Source organism: Sinorhizobium sojae CCBAU 05684 (assembly GCF_002288525.1).
GTDB lineage: Bacteria > Pseudomonadota > Alphaproteobacteria > Rhizobiales > Rhizobiaceae > Sinorhizobium > Sinorhizobium sojae.
Window position 1 is genome coordinate 946022 of the sequence record NZ_CP023067.1, and the last position, 15943, is coordinate 961964.

General features: G+C 63.4%; 14 protein-coding genes. 2 read left to right on the top strand and 12 right to left on the bottom strand.

Annotated elements, in window-relative coordinates; translation table 11 throughout:
• Positions 1 to 169: 169 nt before the first annotated feature.
• Both SJ05684_RS04545 and SJ05684_RS04550 read right to left on the bottom strand, forming a co-directional pair.
• Positions 170 to 826 carry a hypothetical protein gene (locus SJ05684_RS04545; protein WP_034854047.1) on the bottom strand — a complete coding sequence of 219 codons (657 nt, stop codon included), beginning with the start codon at positions 824 to 826 and terminating at the stop codon, positions 170 to 172.
• Between the two features lie 2 nt (positions 827 to 828).
• Positions 829 to 1101: a DUF3572 domain-containing protein gene (locus SJ05684_RS04550; protein ID WP_034854045.1), complete on the bottom strand. Its 273-nt coding sequence runs from the start codon at positions 1099 to 1101 to the stop codon at positions 829 to 831.
• Between the two features lie 156 nt (positions 1102 to 1257).
• On the opposite strand from SJ05684_RS04550, the gene SJ05684_RS04555 reads away from it, so the two are divergent.
• On the top strand, positions 1258 to 1629 hold the full coding sequence (locus SJ05684_RS04555) for a response regulator (protein ID WP_034854043.1): 372 nt from the start codon (positions 1258 to 1260) through the stop codon (positions 1627 to 1629).
• A gap of 17 nt (positions 1630 to 1646) precedes the next feature.
• Positions 1647 to 3014, top strand: coding sequence for a PleD family two-component system response regulator (locus SJ05684_RS04560; RefSeq protein WP_034854040.1), 1368 nt, complete (start codon positions 1647 to 1649; stop codon positions 3012 to 3014).
• Between the two features lie 859 nt (positions 3015 to 3873).
• On the opposite strand, the gene rpmG is transcribed toward SJ05684_RS04560, so the two are convergent.
• The 10 genes from rpmG to SJ05684_RS04610 all read right to left on the bottom strand — a co-directional run bounded on the left by rpmG (position 3874) and on the right by SJ05684_RS04610 (position 15927).
• Positions 3874 to 4041 (bottom strand): 50S ribosomal protein L33, encoded by a 168-nt coding sequence (gene rpmG / locus SJ05684_RS04565; RefSeq protein WP_012707650.1) that lies wholly within the window; start codon positions 4039 to 4041, stop codon positions 3874 to 3876.
• Positions 4042 to 4136: 95 nt separating this feature from the next.
• Entirely contained in the window at positions 4137 to 5321 is a 1185-nt protein-coding gene (locus SJ05684_RS04570; RefSeq protein WP_034854038.1) for an MFS transporter, read from the bottom strand.
• A 116-nt stretch (positions 5322 to 5437) separates the two neighbouring features.
• Positions 5438 to 6145: an NUDIX hydrolase gene (locus SJ05684_RS04575; RefSeq protein WP_050979973.1), complete on the bottom strand. Its 708-nt coding sequence runs from the start codon at positions 6143 to 6145 to the stop codon at positions 5438 to 5440.
• On the bottom strand, positions 6142 to 6597 hold the full coding sequence (locus SJ05684_RS04580; protein WP_034854036.1) for a DUF983 domain-containing protein: 456 nt from the start codon (positions 6595 to 6597) through the stop codon (positions 6142 to 6144). The genes SJ05684_RS04575 and SJ05684_RS04580 overlap by 4 nt, the downstream gene beginning before the upstream one ends.
• A 45-nt stretch (positions 6598 to 6642) precedes the next feature.
• The gene (rnr, locus tag SJ05684_RS04585) at positions 6643 to 9009 is read right to left on the bottom strand and encodes a ribonuclease R (RefSeq protein ID WP_034854034.1); all 2367 of its coding nucleotides are present in this window, start codon (positions 9007 to 9009) and stop codon (positions 6643 to 6645) included.
• Positions 9010 to 9011: 2 nt separating this feature from the next.
• Positions 9012 to 11672: a type I DNA topoisomerase gene (gene topA / locus SJ05684_RS04590; RefSeq protein ID WP_034854032.1), complete on the bottom strand. Its 2661-nt coding sequence runs from the start codon at positions 11670 to 11672 to the stop codon at positions 9012 to 9014.
• 227 nt (positions 11673 to 11899) lie between these two features.
• Entirely contained in the window at positions 11900 to 13069 is a 1170-nt protein-coding gene (gene dprA, locus SJ05684_RS04595) for a DNA-processing protein DprA (protein ID WP_034854125.1), read from the bottom strand.
• A complete protein-coding gene (gene plsY, locus SJ05684_RS04600) occupies positions 13069 to 13680 on the bottom strand; it encodes a glycerol-3-phosphate 1-O-acyltransferase PlsY (RefSeq protein ID WP_034854031.1) in 612 nt (203 codons plus the stop codon). The genes dprA and plsY overlap by 1 nt, the downstream gene beginning before the upstream one ends.
• A gap of 16 nt (positions 13681 to 13696) precedes the next feature.
• A complete protein-coding gene (locus SJ05684_RS04605) occupies positions 13697 to 14989 on the bottom strand; it encodes a dihydroorotase (RefSeq protein WP_034854029.1) in 1293 nt (430 codons plus the stop codon).
• The gene (locus tag SJ05684_RS04610) at positions 14986 to 15927 is read right to left on the bottom strand and encodes an aspartate carbamoyltransferase catalytic subunit (RefSeq protein WP_034854028.1); all 942 of its coding nucleotides are present in this window, start codon (positions 15925 to 15927) and stop codon (positions 14986 to 14988) included. The genes SJ05684_RS04605 and SJ05684_RS04610 overlap by 4 nt, the downstream gene beginning before the upstream one ends.
• Between the last annotated feature and the right edge of the window lie 16 nt (positions 15928 to 15943).

The window sequence follows — 15943 nt, forward strand, 5'->3', positions numbered from 1 at the left end:
GATGGACGCCCGCACTGTAGTAAGTCTCAAGGTTCGAGGCATTATGGGATATCGCCCTGCAAATTGCACCCAGGGCGCAGGGATGACAGGCCCCGATGCGACTGGAATTGAGGGAATGAGGGTTCATCCGGACATGACTTGTCCCGGCTCGGCGGCACCGAATGGCGGTTCAGCAGGTCTTGGCCTGTGCGTGCCAATGACCGCGTATCAACTTCGCCGCCTCCGCCCAGTCCGCCGCGACGCGGATGTCGGCGGCGGGCACCGGTGCAAGGGCGCGAAATTCCGCATTCGCCATCATGTTGATAAGAAGGCTGGCCGGAGCGTGTTCCCGCACGGAATGGAGATTGCGCAGAATGTCGTCGATGAAGACGAGCGGCAGATCGCGCTCTCGATGCAGCCGCTTGACCAGCGGCCCCTTGGGTTCTTCGGAGGCGAGCATTGGATAGGGAAGATCGAGGGCGTCGAGCAGAGAGCGGCGCAACACCGCGTGACGCGACGGCATCGCTGTCAGGAAAACGATGTCGGCGTCTCCGGAAAGTCGCTTCAGCGTCTCGACCACCTGCACCGCCGGCGTCTGCCATCGGTCCTGCGCCGCATAAAAGGCCTCGAGCAGCGCTTCCGCTGCAACGTCGCTCACCGCTTCGCCGCTCTCCCGGTCGACGATATTGCCGGAAAGACGGAAGGAGCGGGGCAGGAGCGCATGGCCCTCAGCCTGCAGAAATGCCATGAAGGGCGTCAGGAATTCGAGCACGACTTCATCGACATCGCTGACGATCAGCGGGCGGTCGGAAAGGCGGATGCCGGTTCCGGCCCCCCACATACCCATAGTCAGACGTCCGCAAAATCCGCCGGGCCGGAAAAGGCCCGGTGCGCCCTGACGACCTCCTCCGGGGGCGTTCCGGTCGCGCTGCAAAACGCCATCAGCGTCGGCTCGTGCTCCATCAGAAAGGCAACGAGGCCGCCCATGAAGCCGGGGTCGCCGGCGGCCTGGCGCAGCGAGCCGGCATCGGTACCGGAGAGCGCCAGAAAGCGCGACATGAGTTCCGTCTCGCCCGCCAGCCAGGACAGAATGGCGATTGCTGTTTCGTCGGCGCTCTTCATCGTGTTGAATCTCTTCTCCTTTGGCGGCCGGGTTTACCTCTTTTTCAACCAAATAGCGCTAGCCTTGCGATCGAGGAAATGGGTCGAGTCGCCAGTTGTGAAACTTATATCTCTAAAGGGGACTTGCAAGGCGGCGACAGACAGCAAGGGATCGATATGCCCAAACAGGTGATGATTGTTGAGGACAATGAGCTGAATATGAAGCTCTTCCGAGACCTGATTGAGGCTTCGGGCTACACGACGATCCAGACGCGCAACGGCATGGAAGCGCTCGAACTGGCGCGCAAGCATCGGCCCGATCTGATATTGATGGACATCCAACTGCCGGAGGTCTCCGGTCTCGAAGTGACCAAATGGCTCAAGGAAGATGACGAGCTTCACGTCATTCCCGTCATTGCCGTAACCGCCTTCGCCATGAAGGGCGACGAGGAGCGAATTCGCCAGGGCGGCTGCGAAGCTTATGTATCAAAACCGATTTCCGTTCCCAAATTCATTGAAACGATCAAGACCTACCTGGGCGATGCCTGAACTGCCGGGAAACTGATATGACTGCGCGTATCCTCGTCGTCGATGACGTACCAGCCAATGTGAAGCTCCTCGAGGCGCGGCTGGTGGCTGAGTATTTTGACGTGCTGACCGCGGAAAACGGACCTTCCGCCCTGGCGATCTGCGAAACGACGCCGGTGGATCTCGTGCTGCTCGACATCATGATGCCCGGCATGGACGGCTTCGAGGTTTGCGAGAGGCTGAAGGCGAACAGCCGGACAGCGCATATTCCCGTGGTCATGGTGACGGCACTCGACCAGCCCTCCGACCGCGTCCGTGGGCTGAAGGCCGGCGCGGACGACTTTCTCACGAAACCCGTCAACGACCTGCAACTGATGTCGCGGGTAAAGAGTCTCGTACGCTTGAAGAACGTCAGCGACGAACTGCGCCTGAGGGCTCAGACCGCGCACACCATCGGTCTGCAGGAAATGCTGCGGCAGGACCGGCCGGACGAGCCCGGCTCCGTGCTCCTGGTCGACGGCCGTGCCTCGTCACAGGAGCGGCTGGTGCGGGCGTTGAAGCCGATTGCCAGGGTTTCGGTCATGGCCGAGCCGCAGACCGCCCTCTTCGAAGCCGCCGAGAACAACTTCGATCTCGTCATCGTCAATGCGAATTTCGATGCGTACGACCCGTTGCGTCTCTGCTCGCAACTGCGCTCTCTCGAGCGGACGCGTTTCATCCCGATCCTCCTGGTCGCGGATCAGGGTAATGACGAGATGATCGTCCGCGCACTCGAACTCGGGGTGACGGATTACATCATGCGTCCGGTCGATCCCAATGAGTTGCTCGCCCGTTGTCTGACACAGATTCGTCGCAAGCAATGCAATGATCGGCTGCGCGCCAGCGTGCAGCAGACGATCGAACTGGCGATCACGGACGATCTCACGGGTCTGCACAATCGCCGTTACCTTGATGGTCACCTGAAGCTGCTCCTGGATCGGGCAATGGCGCGCGGGCGGCCGCTATCGATCTGCATCACCGATATCGACCGCTTCAAACAGGTGAACGACACCTATGGCCACGACGCCGGCGACGAAGTCCTGCGCGAATTTGCCAATCGCGTGCGTGCGACCGTGCGCGGCGCAGATCTCGCATGCCGCTTCGGTGGGGAGGAATTCGTGATCGTAATGCCGGACACCACGCCAGAAATGGCCGCGGTCGTCGCCGAGCGGCTTCGACTGATGGTTGAAAGTCGTGGTTTCGAGATCGTGCGCGCGGACACTGTACTGAGCGTCACGGCATCGCTCGGCATTGCCAGCCTGCGACCGGAGGGCGATACGCCCGAAGCCTTGCTCAAGCGCGCCGATGTGGCGCTCTACGAAGCGAAGAACAATGGGCGAAACAGGGTCGTCGCCGCAGCAGCTTGAGTTTGATTGGGAAGGGTGCTGATGCTCGCAATAGCCTTTCCCTGCAGCACTGCGCGTCTAATCAGGCGCGTGCAATAGCCAGACGTCTGTAGGTGGGGCCTGAAACCTTCGTCCCCTGCTCTTGTCAACTGCCTCACAGGTTGTATTCTTCCGGCGTCACTGGTGCTGGGGCAAAGCATCTTTTATGGGCGGCCCGTTTGGATGCGTCCGAATACGGGACAGAAATTAACCAAACACCGAGCAAGCTTGTTTCGGTGATTAAGAATTCATTGATTTTTTTTTAGTTTCAGGCAATGCTCATAGGTAAGGAAGTGCCACTTCCATTACCAATTCGTTACCCCATGATGCTCAGGTCCGCCGCATCTCCTGGGTCGTGGGGTCGGTCGGCTGGTTTCCGGCGTCTGCGGATTCCTCGTGCCGCTGCTGGGACCAGCCGACCCCCTTTGAAAACGCCGCTTCGAAAGAAGTTGGCGTTCTTCATTGGATACGAACGGGGCGAGTTTACCGCCTGCCTTCCCGGATCGAAACCGTTTGAAGCGCCGACGCCGCGCTTCAGGACGTCATGGCCGCGCCTGTGTGTCCGAAAAGCCGCAGACGCCTATACAGAGCCGTGCGTTCTGCAGCGCGCGCAACGTGGCGTAGCGCTCCGGCCCGTTGCGAGTTTCCGAACGGTAGCGCCGCGCGTCCTATCAGGCGCGGCGCTGTAATCGATGCCGATTTGAGGAGACATACAGGTCGGAACCGAAGGGGCCGGCGCATGACAACCGGATTCACTTGCACAACTGCGCGAGAGGCGTCGCCAAAAAGAAAAAAGGCGCCGACCTTTCGGTCGGCGCCCTCTGATAAAGCAGCGAAGATCTTACTTGATCTTCGTTTCCTTGAATTCGACGTGCTTCTTGACGACCGGGTCGTATTTCGTCTTCGTCATCTTTTCCGTCATGGTGCGGCTGTTCTTGGTCGTGACGTAGAAGTAACCCGTGTCGGCCGTCGACAGCAGCTTGATCTTGATGGTGGTAGCTTTCGCCATGGTCGTCCTGCCTTTATAGAAAAATGAAAGCCGTGGACAACCGGTTGCGGGCCACGGTCAAGGTTGGCGCGAAACTACAAATCGCGCTCGAAAAGTCAAGGCCGTTTTGGGTTCAAAACGATGCGCACGATGGAAAGCACAACATAAAGCCCGAAGAAGGCGGCAATGGCCCAGGCAAAGCCGTTATTGCCGGTGACGTCCATGGCCGCTCCGATCGCCTGCGGCCCTGCGACGGTGCCGACGGCATAGGAGAAGACGAAGGCCGCGTTGGCTGCCGCGAGATCCGACCCCTGCAGGCGCGAGCCGAGATGGCTGAGGCCGACCGTATAGAGGCCGGAGACGCATCCACCCCAGAAGAGCAGGACCACCGCCATCAGGAACCAGCTTTCGATGAGCATGGGGAGGAATAGAGCGCCGATGAGGCCGATCACCGTCAGCGCAGACAGGATCGTGCGGCGGTCTCTAGCCATATCGGAGAGCATGCCGAGCGGGATCTGAAAGATGAAGTTGCCGACGCCCATGACGGTGAGCAGGAGCGCGGCCTGCGATTCGGTGAAGCCCGCGCGGGTCGCAAAGATCGGGAAAAGTGAGAGGCCGCCCGATTCGACCGCGCCGAATATAAAGACGGCCGCGGTCGCGGTCGGCACCAGGAAGACATAGCGCATGAAATGGCGCCCCGGCTTTTCGTCGATGACGGGGCTTTCGTTGCGAGCGATATAAATCGGTATCGCCGCAAGCAGAATGACGCCGGCGCCGACGGCGAAGGGCAGGATGCCCTCGCTGCCGAGGATCGAAAAGAGCAGCGGCCCGCTGGCAAAGCCGAGCGACAGGACGGTGCCGTAGATGCCGAGAACGAAGCCGCGCTTGTTCGGAGGCGCGGTCACATTGATCCAGAATTCCGAGAGAACGAAGAGCACGGTGATGGCACCGTGAAAGACGATTCTGAGCGGAAACCAGAGCCAGAAATTGGTGATGTAGAAAAAACCGAGGGCGCTGGCGGCGGAGCAGACGATTGCCAGCAGCATAGTCGGTGCGACGCCATGGCGATGCGCAAGCTTCGTCGTTAGCGGGGCGGCCGCCATCGAGGCGAGACCGGCCATTGCCGAGTTGAGCCCGATCAGCGTCGGGGAAATGCCGCGCTTCTCCATGATGATGCTGAGCAGCGGCAGCCCTAGTCCGATGGCGATGCCGACGGAGGTGATGGAGGCAACAGCGGCGATCAGCGATGGCCAGTGGATTTCGTCGACCGGCGCGCGCTTGCCGGATAGCGGCTTCGACATTTTTGACAGGTTCCCTAGAGCATTTTGCCGGCAGGTGGGCTCACCTGACGTCGCTGAAATGCTGCAATGACATACGGAAAGAGCGAGAACGCAAGCATCGGTGAGCGTATCCGGCTCTAGAGAAGCGTGCGGACGAAGCGCCGGTAGCGCGCAGAATAGAACGGCACCGGCCTTCCGCGGGGGAGCAGGGGATCGGATTCAAGGGCATGCCTTAGATCCGCGAGAATAGTTGCGGTGATCTCCGGTATTCTAAGAGAACAGTCGTTCACATCGATCCACTGCAAATCCTGAAGCTCCCGGCTTTCCAGAACCTCGGACGGATCGATTTCTGCTTCGTCCGCGAATATCGCGAAGAAGCGGGTGTCGAAACGCCTCGGCTGTCCCGGAGGAGTGATGGCCCGAGCCATATAGCGCAAGTTCGTGAGGTCGGGAAGAAAGGGAAGGGGGGCGTGTGCTCGCTCTTGCCTGCTGCCGAGGCTCACGCCTGCCTCTTCATAGAGCTCCCGCACGGCCGCAAGCGCCAGTGCCCTGGCGCGCGCCTCGGTGAGCGGCCGGCCAACGGTCGCCTTCAGCGAGTGCAGAACTGCCGGGTGAAGGTCGCCGGAGAATTGGAGCCGATAGTCGGTAGGGTCGCAGCGGCCGCCCGGAAACACATAGAGGTCCGGCATGAATGCATGGGCGCTGTGGCGTTTTCCCATCAGCACGCGCACGGTGCCGCCGGAGCGGTCGAGCAACATGATCGATGCCGCGTCCCGCGGTCGGATCGTAGGGGGCTTGCTTACCGGGGGCTGTGGCAGGGAAGCGCGGCAGCGCTCGCGCATCATGCGGAGGAATCTCGCGGCGGCAGAACATCTTCCGGCTCGTCCGCGTGGCCGCCGAAGCCGTGCATTTTCAAGGCCCATTGCAGGCCGATGACCGCGCCCTTGACGGGCTGCATCAGCGCGATCGCGCTTGCGAGCGTAACCGGCGCCCAGAACGCCAGGTGCTGCCAGGTCGTGAGCGGCAGTATGAGATCGGTGGCCATATAGCCGCCGAGCGCAAGATGGCCGACGATCGTCACCACGATATAGGGCGGGAAGTCGTCTGCGCGGTGATGGTCCATGCGCTCGCCGCAGCCGGCGCATACGTCCACCGATTTGACAAAGGCTCGAAACAGCCGGCCCTTGCCGCAGGCGGGGCAACGGCTCAGCAAGCCGCGCTTGATCGAGCGGCCAACCGGCCGTTCGTCCTTCTCAGCGCCACCGAATTGGAGCATATCCGTCGCCGTTGCCTTCATGTCCAAAACCCTTCGTACCGAACGGAGCGCCACTTTCCCGGCGGATCAGCGTCTGCCGCGCGGCGGGCGCGTTCCCGGCCGCTTGCCCGCATTTATACGATTGCGCCGGCCGGCCTTGTGGAAGGAGCGCATCGCGGTTGGCATTTTGCGCCCTTCACTCACCATCTCGAAGCGAAGCGCGCCGGCAAGCGGCACCGCTTCGGCAAGCTTGACGCGCACCGGGTCGCCAAGGCGGTAGCCGAGGCCGGTTTTCTCGCCGGACATCGCCTGGTGAGCTTCGTCATAGATGAAGTAATCGCGTCCAAGCGTCGATACAGGTATGAAGCCGTCGGCGCCATAGGAAGGCAGCGTGACAAAAAGTCCCGCCTTGGTCACGCCCGACACGCGTCCGTCGAACTCTTCGCCGACGCGGCCGCTCAGGTGATGGGCGATCAGCCGGTCGACGGTATCGCGCTCGGCCGCCATCGCGCGCCGTTCGAAGGTGGAGATTTCGGCGGCGATGTCATCGAGCGCGCCTTCCTCCTGCGGCGTCAGGCCGCCTTCGCCGAGACCGAGCGAGGCAACCAGTGCCCTGTGCACCACCAGATCCGCGTAGCGGCGGATCGGCGAGGTGAAATGAGCATAGCGCAGCAGGTTGAGGCCAAAATGGCCGATGTTTTCGGGGCTGTATATCGCCTGGCTCTGCGAGCGCAGCACCATCTCATTGACCATGGTCTCGTAAGGCTTGCCGTCGGCCTTGGCGAGAATGCCGTTGAAATGGTTCGCCCGCATGCTGCCGCCTCTGGAGAGCGAGATGTCGAGCGTCGCCAGGAATTCGCGCAGGCTCTCCTGCTTGGCAAGCGAGGGCTGGTCGTGCACGCGGTAGATCAGCGCCTGCCGCTTCTGCTCCAGCGTCTCGGCGGCCGCGACATTGGCCTGGATCATCATTTCCTCGATAAGCTTGTGCGCATCGAGGCGCTCCGGCACGAAGACCCGGTCGACGGTGCCGTCCGGCTTCAGGATGATCTTGCGCTCGGGCACATCGAGCTCGAGCGGCTGGCGCCGCTCCCTACCGCGCGCAAGGATGCGATAGGCTTCCCAGAGCGGCTTCAGGATCGGTTCGAGGATCGGGCCTGTCTTGTCGTCCGGGTTCCCGTCGATCGCCGCCTGAGCTTGGCTGTATGAAAGCTTGGCGGCGCTGCGCATCATGATGCGATGGAACGTGTGGGCGGCTTTGCGGCCCTCCTTCGAGAAACGCATCCGCACCGCAAGCGCCGGGCGATCGACGCCCTCCTTCAAGGAGCAGAGGTCGTTGGAGATCCGTTCCGGTAGCATCGGCACAACGCGGTCCGGGAAGTAGACCGAGTTGCCGCGCTTCAGCGCCTCGAGGTCGAGCGCGGACTTCGGCCTGACGTACCAGGACACGTCGGCAATCGCGACGGTGACGATCACGCCGCCGGGATTATCGGGCGAGGGATCCGGCTCGGCAAAAACGGCATCGTCGTGGTCCTTGGCATCCGCCGGGTCGATCGTGATCAGCGGCAGCGAGCGCCAGTCTTCGCGATGCGCCATCGTCGCCGGCTCTGCCGCGTCTGCCTCCTTCAGCACGCGCTCGGGGAAAACATGGGGAATCCCGTGCGCGTGGATGGCGATCATCGAGATCGCCTTCTCGGAAGCGACCGAGCCGATGACGCTCTGCACCTGGGCCCGCGGCAGCCCGTAGCGTCCGAGGCGCGCCAGATGCACTTCGACAAGATCGCCGTCCGCGGCGTCGCCGGTGAAATTCGGTTCGACCAGCACTTCTTCGCCGCGCTTGTCGATCGGCATCAGCCGGCCGCCGCCGCCGGGGGTTGAGCGGAAGACCCCGAGAACCGCATCCTTGCGCTTGTCGAGAACCTTGATGACGCGTCCGGTATAGGCCGGACCGCCGCGCTCCTTCGCCGGAAAGATCTTGGCGAGCACCCGGTCGCCGAGGCCGGCAACCGGCGCTTTGCCCTTCGCCTTGGCGACAGAGGACTGCTTGATGAGCACGGCCGGCGCGACGCCTTCATCATCCAGCCATTCGGCCGGACGCCCGATTAGTTCGCCGTCCACGTCGCGGATGGTGATGTCGAGAACGGTGACCGGCGGCAGGCCGCCGGGGCGGATGAGCGACTTGCGCTTCTTCTCGACGAGTCCATCCTCCTCAAGCGAGCGCAAAAGCGCCTTGAGCTCGACCCGAGCCTCGCCCTTGAGTCCGAAGGCCTTGGCGATCTCGCGTTTTGACGCCTGATGCGGGTTCTCGGCGATGAAGCGCAACAGCACGTCGCGCGGCGGCACCGCGCCGTGAATGATCGTCTCGCTTGCAGCGGGCGCCGCCTTGGCCGCGCTAAACTGTTTCTTGCCGGCGCCTTTGGCAGGCCGTTCCGTCGGGTCCCGCGGGATTCTGCTCAAGATCAGTCCTTCTTGGCCTTGGTGGCCGTCCTGGTTTTCGCCTTGGCGGCGGCCTTGGGCTTTTCCGCCTTCGACCCGCCGCTCTTCGTCGCTGCGGCCGATGATTTGCTTCTGGACGGCTTACCCTTCGAGCCGCTCCTGGCGGCGCGCTCGGCGATCAGGGCAAGCGCCTCTTCGACCGTGACGGATTGCGGATCCTTGCCCCTCGGCAGGGTGGCGTTCACCTTGCCCCAATTGACATAGGGGCCGAAGCGTCCGTCGCGCACCGTAATCGCGCCGCCATCCGGATGTTCCCCAAGCTCCTTGAGGGCCGCCGCCGTTGCGCGTCCGCGCGCGCCTCCTCCGCCCTTCGACTGCTTGTCGGCCAGGACCGAGACGGCAAGATTGAGGCCGATCGAGAAGACGTCCTCGACGGATTCGAGATTGGCATAGCTGCCGTCATGGAGCACGAAGGGTCCGTAGCGGCCGATGCCGGTAGAGATCATCTTGCCGGTTTCCGGATGCGCGCCGATATCGCGCGGAAGCGAGAGAAGGGCGAGCGCCTTCTCGTGATCGATCGTGGCGGGCGTCCAGCCCTTCGGCAGGCTGGCGCGTTTCGCGTCCTTGCCGTCGCCACGCTGGACATAGGGGCCGAAGCGGCCGCTACGCAGCGTGATTTCCTCGCCGGTATGCGGGTCTTTGCCAAGGCTCTGCGGCTCGTTCGCAACGGCCGCTTCCGCCTCGCCATTGCTATCGGACGAAAGCTGGCGGGTGTAGTTGCACTCCGGATAGTTCGAGCAGCCGACGAAGGCACCATATTTGCCGAGTTTCAGCGACAGCTTGCCGGTGCCGCAGACCTGACAGGTGCGCGGATCGCCGCCGTCTTCGCGCTTCGGGAAGACGAGCGGCGCCAGTTCCTCGTTGAGCGCATCGAGGACGTTGGTGACGCGCAGTTCCTTGGTGTCCTCGATCTGCGAGAAGAAATCATTCCAGAATTCGCGCAGGACGTCCTTCCAGTTGAGTTCGCCGGCGGAAATCTGGTCGAGCTTCTCCTCGAGCGATGCCGTGAAATCATATTCCACATAGCGGGTGAAGAAGCTCTCGAGGAAGGCCGTCACCAGCCGGCCCTTGGCCTGCGGCATCAACTTGCGCTTGTCGATCGTTACATAGTCGCGATCGATGAGCGTCGTGACCGTCGCGGCATAGGTCGAGGGACGCCCGATGCCGAGCTCCTCCATCTTCTTGATCAGCGTCGCTTCCGAATAGCGCGGCGGCGGCTCGGTGAAATGCTGGCTGGCGTTGATCTTCTGCTTGGCGAGGCTCTCGCGTGCATTGATCTCCGGCAGGCGGCCACCTTCTTCGCCATCCTCGGCCTGCTCGCCATCTTCCTTCATGTCCGTATAGGCGGCGATGAAGCCGTCGAAGCGGATGACCGAGCCGGTCGCTCTCAGGCCGGCCCTCTTGCCGCCGTTGTCAGCCGTGATTTCGGCGGTTGTCCGCTCGATCTCGGCCGAGGCCATCTGGCTGGCGATGCCCCGCTTCCAGACGAGGTCGTAGAGCTTCAGCATGTCGCCGTCCAGGAAGCGGCGAACCTGGTCGGGCGTGCGGTAGAAATCCGTCGGGCGGATCGCCTCGTGCGCTTCCTGTGCGTTCTTGGCCTTGGTCGAATAGAAGCGCGGCTTTTCCGGCAGATAGCGGTCGCCGAACTGGCTGCCGATCGCCCGGCGCGCCGCATCGATCGCCTCCGGCGCCATCTGAACGCCGTCGGTACGCATATAGGTGATGAGACCGACGGTTTCGCCGCCGATGTCAACGCCCTCATAGAGCTTCTGCGCCACCTGCATGGTGCGCGACGCCGAAAAGCCGAGCTTGGAGGAGGCGGCCTGCTGCAGGGTTGAGGTGGTAAACGGTGGCGACGGATTGCGCTTGACCGGCTTGGCCTCGACGCTTTCGACCACATAGCTCGCGCCGTCGAGCAGCGCCTTCAGCCGGTTGGCCTCGTCCGCATTGCCGATCGCCTTCGGCTGCAGCCGCTTGCCGTCGGCCGAAACGAGCCGCGCCTCGAATTCGTCGCCGCGCGGCGTCTTCAGGAGCGCGGAGATATTCCAATACTCCTCCGTCACGAAGCGCTCGATCTCCGCCTCGCGATCGCAGACGAGGCGCAGCGCCACCGACTGCACGCGGCCGGCCGAGCGGGCGCCCGGCAGCTTGCGCCAGAGAACCGGCGAAAGGTTGAAGCCGACGAGATAGTCGAGGGCGCGGCGGGCGAGATAGGCGTCGACCAGCGAGATGTCGATGTCGCGCGGCTCCGCCATCGCGTCGAGCACGGCTTTCTTGGTGATCGCGTTGAAGACGACTCGCTTGACCGGCTTGTCGCCGATCACCTTCTTCTTTTTGAGGAGGTCGAGCACATGCCAGGAGATCGCCTCGCCCTCGCGATCCGGGTCGGTCGCCAGGATAAGGCCGTCGGAGGATTTCACCGCATCGGCAATATCCTTCATCCGCTTGGCCGAGGCGCCATCGACTTCCCACGACATTTCGAAGTCTTCGTCCGGTCGCACCGAGCCGTCCTTGGCCGGCAGGTCCCGCACATGGCCGAACGAGGCAAGCACCTTGTAGCCGGGGCCCAGGTACTTGTTGATCGTCTTGGCCTTGGAAGGCGATTCCACCACTACAACATTCATCGTCATTCTCTGAGACAACTCTTATGGCAAGGCGCAAGCCCTTGTGCGCCGAACTTCGACGCCACGAAATGGACAGGGATTCGGGCGCGGTCAAGGGGTTATATCAAAATAGCGATATCCCGGTCGCTCGCAATCAAGTAGCAAGTTCCGATATTTTTCAACGCAATGTTGTTCAATTCGGAGATTTGACGGGCGCTTCGACCTTGCGCCAGGCGGATGCCTCGGCCTTATTCGCCAGAGACGATCGAGACCAGATTGGCGCCATGGCGGCAGAGCTGGCCGGCAAGGTCCAGTTCCAGAAGCACAAGATAGACCGAGGAGGCGGAAAGGCCCGTATGCCGGATGACGTCGTCGATTTCGACCGGCGTCGGCCCGAGTGCCTCGACGATCCGGGCGCGGTCGCTGTCACCCGGCGCGGTCCTGGCCGTTGCCGCCGCCGGGGCGGATCGCCGCTCCTCGATCGGGGGCTCCTCCATGTCCAGGCGCGAAAAGAGGTCGTCGCGGCTAAGCGGTGCCAAGCCCTCGATGACGTCGGCAGGAGAGGTCGTCACGGTCGCCCCCTGCTTCAGGAGGTCGTTCGTGCCGTGGCAGCGTGGATCGAGCGGCGAGCCAGGCACCGCAAAGACGAGCCGGCCGAAATCGGCGGCATAGCGGGCGGTGATAAGCGAGCCCGATCGGCTGGCGGCTTCGATGATGGCCACACCGAGGCTGACGCCCGCTATGAGGCGGTTGCGCCGCGGGAAATCGCGGGCGCGCGGCTCCCAGCCGAAAGGCATCTCGCTGATCGCGAGACCCGCCCCGGAGGTGATTTCCTGCAACAGCCCGACATTCTCCGGCGGGTAGGGACGGTCGAGGCCGCCCGCCAGTGCGGCAATCGTGCCGGTCTCCACGCTCGCGCGGTGGGCTGCAGTATCGATCCCCCGAGCAAGGCCGGAGGTTACTACATAGCCGACGGCCCCGGCCTCGCGTGCGATCATCGCGGCGAACTTGGCGCCGCTGGCCGAGGCATTGCGCGAACCGACGATGCCGAGCGAAGGGCGGGTCGCCGCCTTGAGGTCGCCCTTGACGGCAAGGAGCGGGGGAGCCCCGTCGATTTCCTTGAGAGCCGGCGGATAGTCGGGCTCGCCGATGCCGACGAAGGTGGCGCCGAAACGATACGCCGCTTCGAGCTCGCGTTCTGCATCGGCGACCGAGGCAACACGGATGGCTCGGCCGGCACCGCCGCGCCGGGAAAGTTCCGGCAGCGACTCGAGCGCGGCCTCGGCGGAGCCGAAATGATTGATCAGGTCCCGAAAGGTCGCCGGGCCGACATTGTCGCTGCGGATCAGCCGCAGCCAGGCGATCTTCTGCCGTTCCGTCAGCGCGGTTCCGGATGGTCGAGCGCTGCCTCTCAGCATCATCCTTTTTCTCCGATCCGGCTTTCCGTGCCGCTCAGGAGCCGCTGGATATTGGCTCGATGCTTGATCCAGCTGATGGCTGTCATGGCGGCAAAGAGCACCGCGACCTTTTCATATTCCGTTGCGTAGAGAATCACCGGAATGATGGCGGTCGCGGTGAGCGCCGACAGCGAGGAGTAGCGCGTGACCTTTGCCACCGCGAGCCAGATTGCCGCAAAGACAAGCACCATGACGGGCACGAGGCCGAGCAGCACGCCGATATAGGTCGCAACGCCCTTGCCACCCTTGAAGCCGAGCCAGACCGGGAAGAGGTGCCCGAGAAAGGCGGCAAAACCGGCGGCTATCCCCGCTTCGCCCCCCCAGTAGGAGGCGATCGCCGCTGCCGCGGTGCCCTTCAGCGCATCGAGCAGAAGCGTCGCCGCGGCCAGCTTCCTGTTGCCGGTCCTCAGCACGTTCGTCGCCCCGATATTGCCGGAGCCGATCTTGCGGACGTCGCCGAGCCCCGCCACGCGGGTCAGGATGAGGCCGAACGGGATCGAACCCAGAAGATAGCCGAAAGCCAGACACAAGAGCGTTGCAGGCAGCCCCAGCTGCCAGAAAAGAATGTCCACCGGTTGTCCCCCGCTCTCACACCGTATGTACGAGCTTGCCCGCAACATAGGTCTGCACGACCCGGCCGGTAAAGCGCGCATTTTCGAAAGGTGTGTTCTTCGAACGGGAGACCAGCGCCTCCTTGTAGAGAACCCATGGTTGGTCGAGGTCCAGGATGGTGATGTCGGCCTTCGCCCCGGGTTTCAGGGTGCCCGCCTCGAGTCCGAAGATCGCGGCCGGCCGGGTGGACAGCGCATCGATCAGCCGCATCAACGGCACCTGGCCGCTGTGGTAGAGGCGGAGTGCTGCGGCTGCGAGCGTTTCGAGCCCGGCCGCGCCATCGGCGGCATCGGCGAAGGGAAGGCGCTTGGTGTCGACGTCCTGCGGGTCGTGCGAGGAGACGATGATGTCGGCCGTGCCGTCCGCCAGCGCCTCGACCATGGCGATGCGATCGTCTTCACCGCGCAAGGGCGGCGACAGTTTGAAGAAGGTCCGGTACTCGCCGATGTCGTTCTCGTTGAGCGTCAGGTGGTTGATCGAGATGCCGCAGGTGACGTTTGCGCCGCGCTGCCGCGCCACCCGGATAGCCTCGGCCGATTCGGGGACGGAGATCTTGGCGGCATGGTAGGCGGCCCGCGTCAGCGCGGCAATGCGCAGGTCGCGCTCGAGCGGAATGATCTCGGCCTCGCGCGGAATGCCGGGAAGGCCGAGCCAGCTCGCGAGCAGCCCTTCGTTCATGACACCGTTGGTGCCGAGATATTTGTCTCTGGCCTCGAGCGCGATCACGGTCCCGAACTCGCGCGCATAGGTCATGGCGCGGCGAAGCACCAGCGAATCATGCACCGGCTTGCGACCGTTGGTGAAGCAGACCGCGCCCGCATTCTTGAGCAGCCCGAGTTCGGTCATCTCTTCGCCGAGCAGGCCCTTCGTGAGTGCGGCGGACGGATGGACATTGACGAGCGCCTTGTCGCGGGCGGTTTTCTGCACGAATTCGACGAGCGCGATGTCGTCGATGACGGGATTGGTGTCGGGCATGGCGATGAAGGAGGTGACGCCGCCGGTGGCCGCCGCGCGCGAGGCAGATTCGATCGTCTCGCGGTGTTCGCTGCCCGGTTCGCCGACGAAGACGCGGGCATCGACGAGGCCGGGCACGGCGACGAGGCCCGCGCAGTCCTTGACGACAGCGCCGCCGGGGGCGCCCTGGTTCTGCGCATCCTTGCCGGCCGCTAGGATGCGGCCGTCGCCGCCGACGATGATGGTGCCGGTCTCATCAAGGTTTCGCGAGGGATCGACGATGCGCAGGTTCTGCAGAACGAGTGGTCTGGTCATAGGCGGGGGCCCTGGTTCTGGGAAAGAAGAAGCGTCTCCATCACGGCCATGCGCACCGCGACGCCCATTTCCACCTGCTGCTCGATGACGCTCTGGGGCCCGTCGGCGATTTCCGAGGCGATCTCGACGCCGCGGTTCATCGGGCCCGGATGCATGACGAGCGCATCCTCCTTGGCGGCTTTCAGCTTCTCCGCGTCGAGGCCGTAATAGTGGAAGTACTCCCGCACCGAAGGCACGAACGAGCCAGCCATGCGCTCGCGCTGCAATCTCAGCATCATCACCACGTCGGCATCCTTCAGCCCCTCGGCCATGGAGTGGTAGACCTCCACGCCCATCTGCTCGATTCCGGCGGGCAGCAATGTCGCGGGCGCCACGACGCGCACGCGCGCGCCCATCTGGTTCAAGAGCAGGATGTTCGAGCGGGCGACGCGCGAATGCAGGACGTCGCCGCAGATCGCCACGATGGTCCTGGCGAGCTTGCCCTTGGCGCGGCGGATCGTCAGTGCGTCGAGCAGCGCCTGTGTCGGGTGCTCGTGCTGGCCGTCGCCGGCGTTGACGACGGAGCAGGAGACCTTCTGAGCCAGCAAGGCTGCTGCACCCGCCGACGAATGGCGCACCACGAGCACGTCGGGATGCATGGCATTCAACGTCATCGCCGTATCGATCAGCGTCTCGCCCTTCTTCACGGAGGAGTTGCCGACGGACATGTTCATGACGTCGGCGCCGAGCCGCTTGCCGGCGAGTTCGAACGAGGATTGCGTTCGTGTCGACGCCTCGAAGAAAAGGTTGATCTGCGTCAGTCCGCGGAGGGTAGAAGTCTTCTTCTCCCTTTGGCGGGAGATCTTCACGGCTTCGTCGGCGCGGTCGAGCAGGAGCGTGATGTCCTGTTCCGTCAGCCCCTTGATGCCGAGCAGGTGGCGATGCGGGAAAGTGATCATGAGCCGCCCTTGCATG

Coding starts and splice junctions, on each gene's coding strand:
- SJ05684_RS04545 (WP_034854047.1), bottom strand. CDS start 826: ATGGGTATGTGGGGGGCCGGAACCGGCATCCGCCTTTCCGACCGCCCG.
- SJ05684_RS04550 (WP_034854045.1), bottom strand. CDS start 1,101: ATGAAGAGCGCCGACGAAACAGCAATCGCCATTCTGTCCTGGCTGGCG.
- SJ05684_RS04555 (WP_034854043.1), top strand. CDS start 1,258: ATGCCCAAACAGGTGATGATTGTTGAGGACAATGAGCTGAATATGAAG.
- SJ05684_RS04560 (WP_034854040.1), top strand. CDS start 1,647: ATGACTGCGCGTATCCTCGTCGTCGATGACGTACCAGCCAATGTGAAG.
- rpmG (WP_012707650.1), bottom strand. CDS start 4,041: ATGGCGAAAGCTACCACCATCAAGATCAAGCTGCTGTCGACGGCCGAC.
- SJ05684_RS04570 (WP_034854038.1), bottom strand. CDS start 5,321: ATGTCGAAGCCGCTATCCGGCAAGCGCGCGCCGGTCGACGAAATCCAC.
- SJ05684_RS04575 (WP_050979973.1), bottom strand. CDS start 6,145: ATGATGCGCGAGCGCTGCCGCGCTTCCCTGCCACAGCCCCCGGTAAGC.
- SJ05684_RS04580 (WP_034854036.1), bottom strand. CDS start 6,597: ATGAAGGCAACGGCGACGGATATGCTCCAATTCGGTGGCGCTGAGAAG.
- topA (WP_034854032.1), bottom strand. CDS start 11,672: ATGAATGTTGTAGTGGTGGAATCGCCTTCCAAGGCCAAGACGATCAAC.
- dprA (WP_034854125.1), bottom strand. CDS start 13,069: ATGCTGAGAGGCAGCGCTCGACCATCCGGAACCGCGCTGACGGAACGG.
- SJ05684_RS04605 (WP_034854029.1), bottom strand. CDS start 14,989: ATGACCAGACCACTCGTTCTGCAGAACCTGCGCATCGTCGATCCCTCG.
- SJ05684_RS04610 (WP_034854028.1), bottom strand. CDS start 15,927: ATGATCACTTTCCCGCATCGCCACCTGCTCGGCATCAAGGGGCTGACG.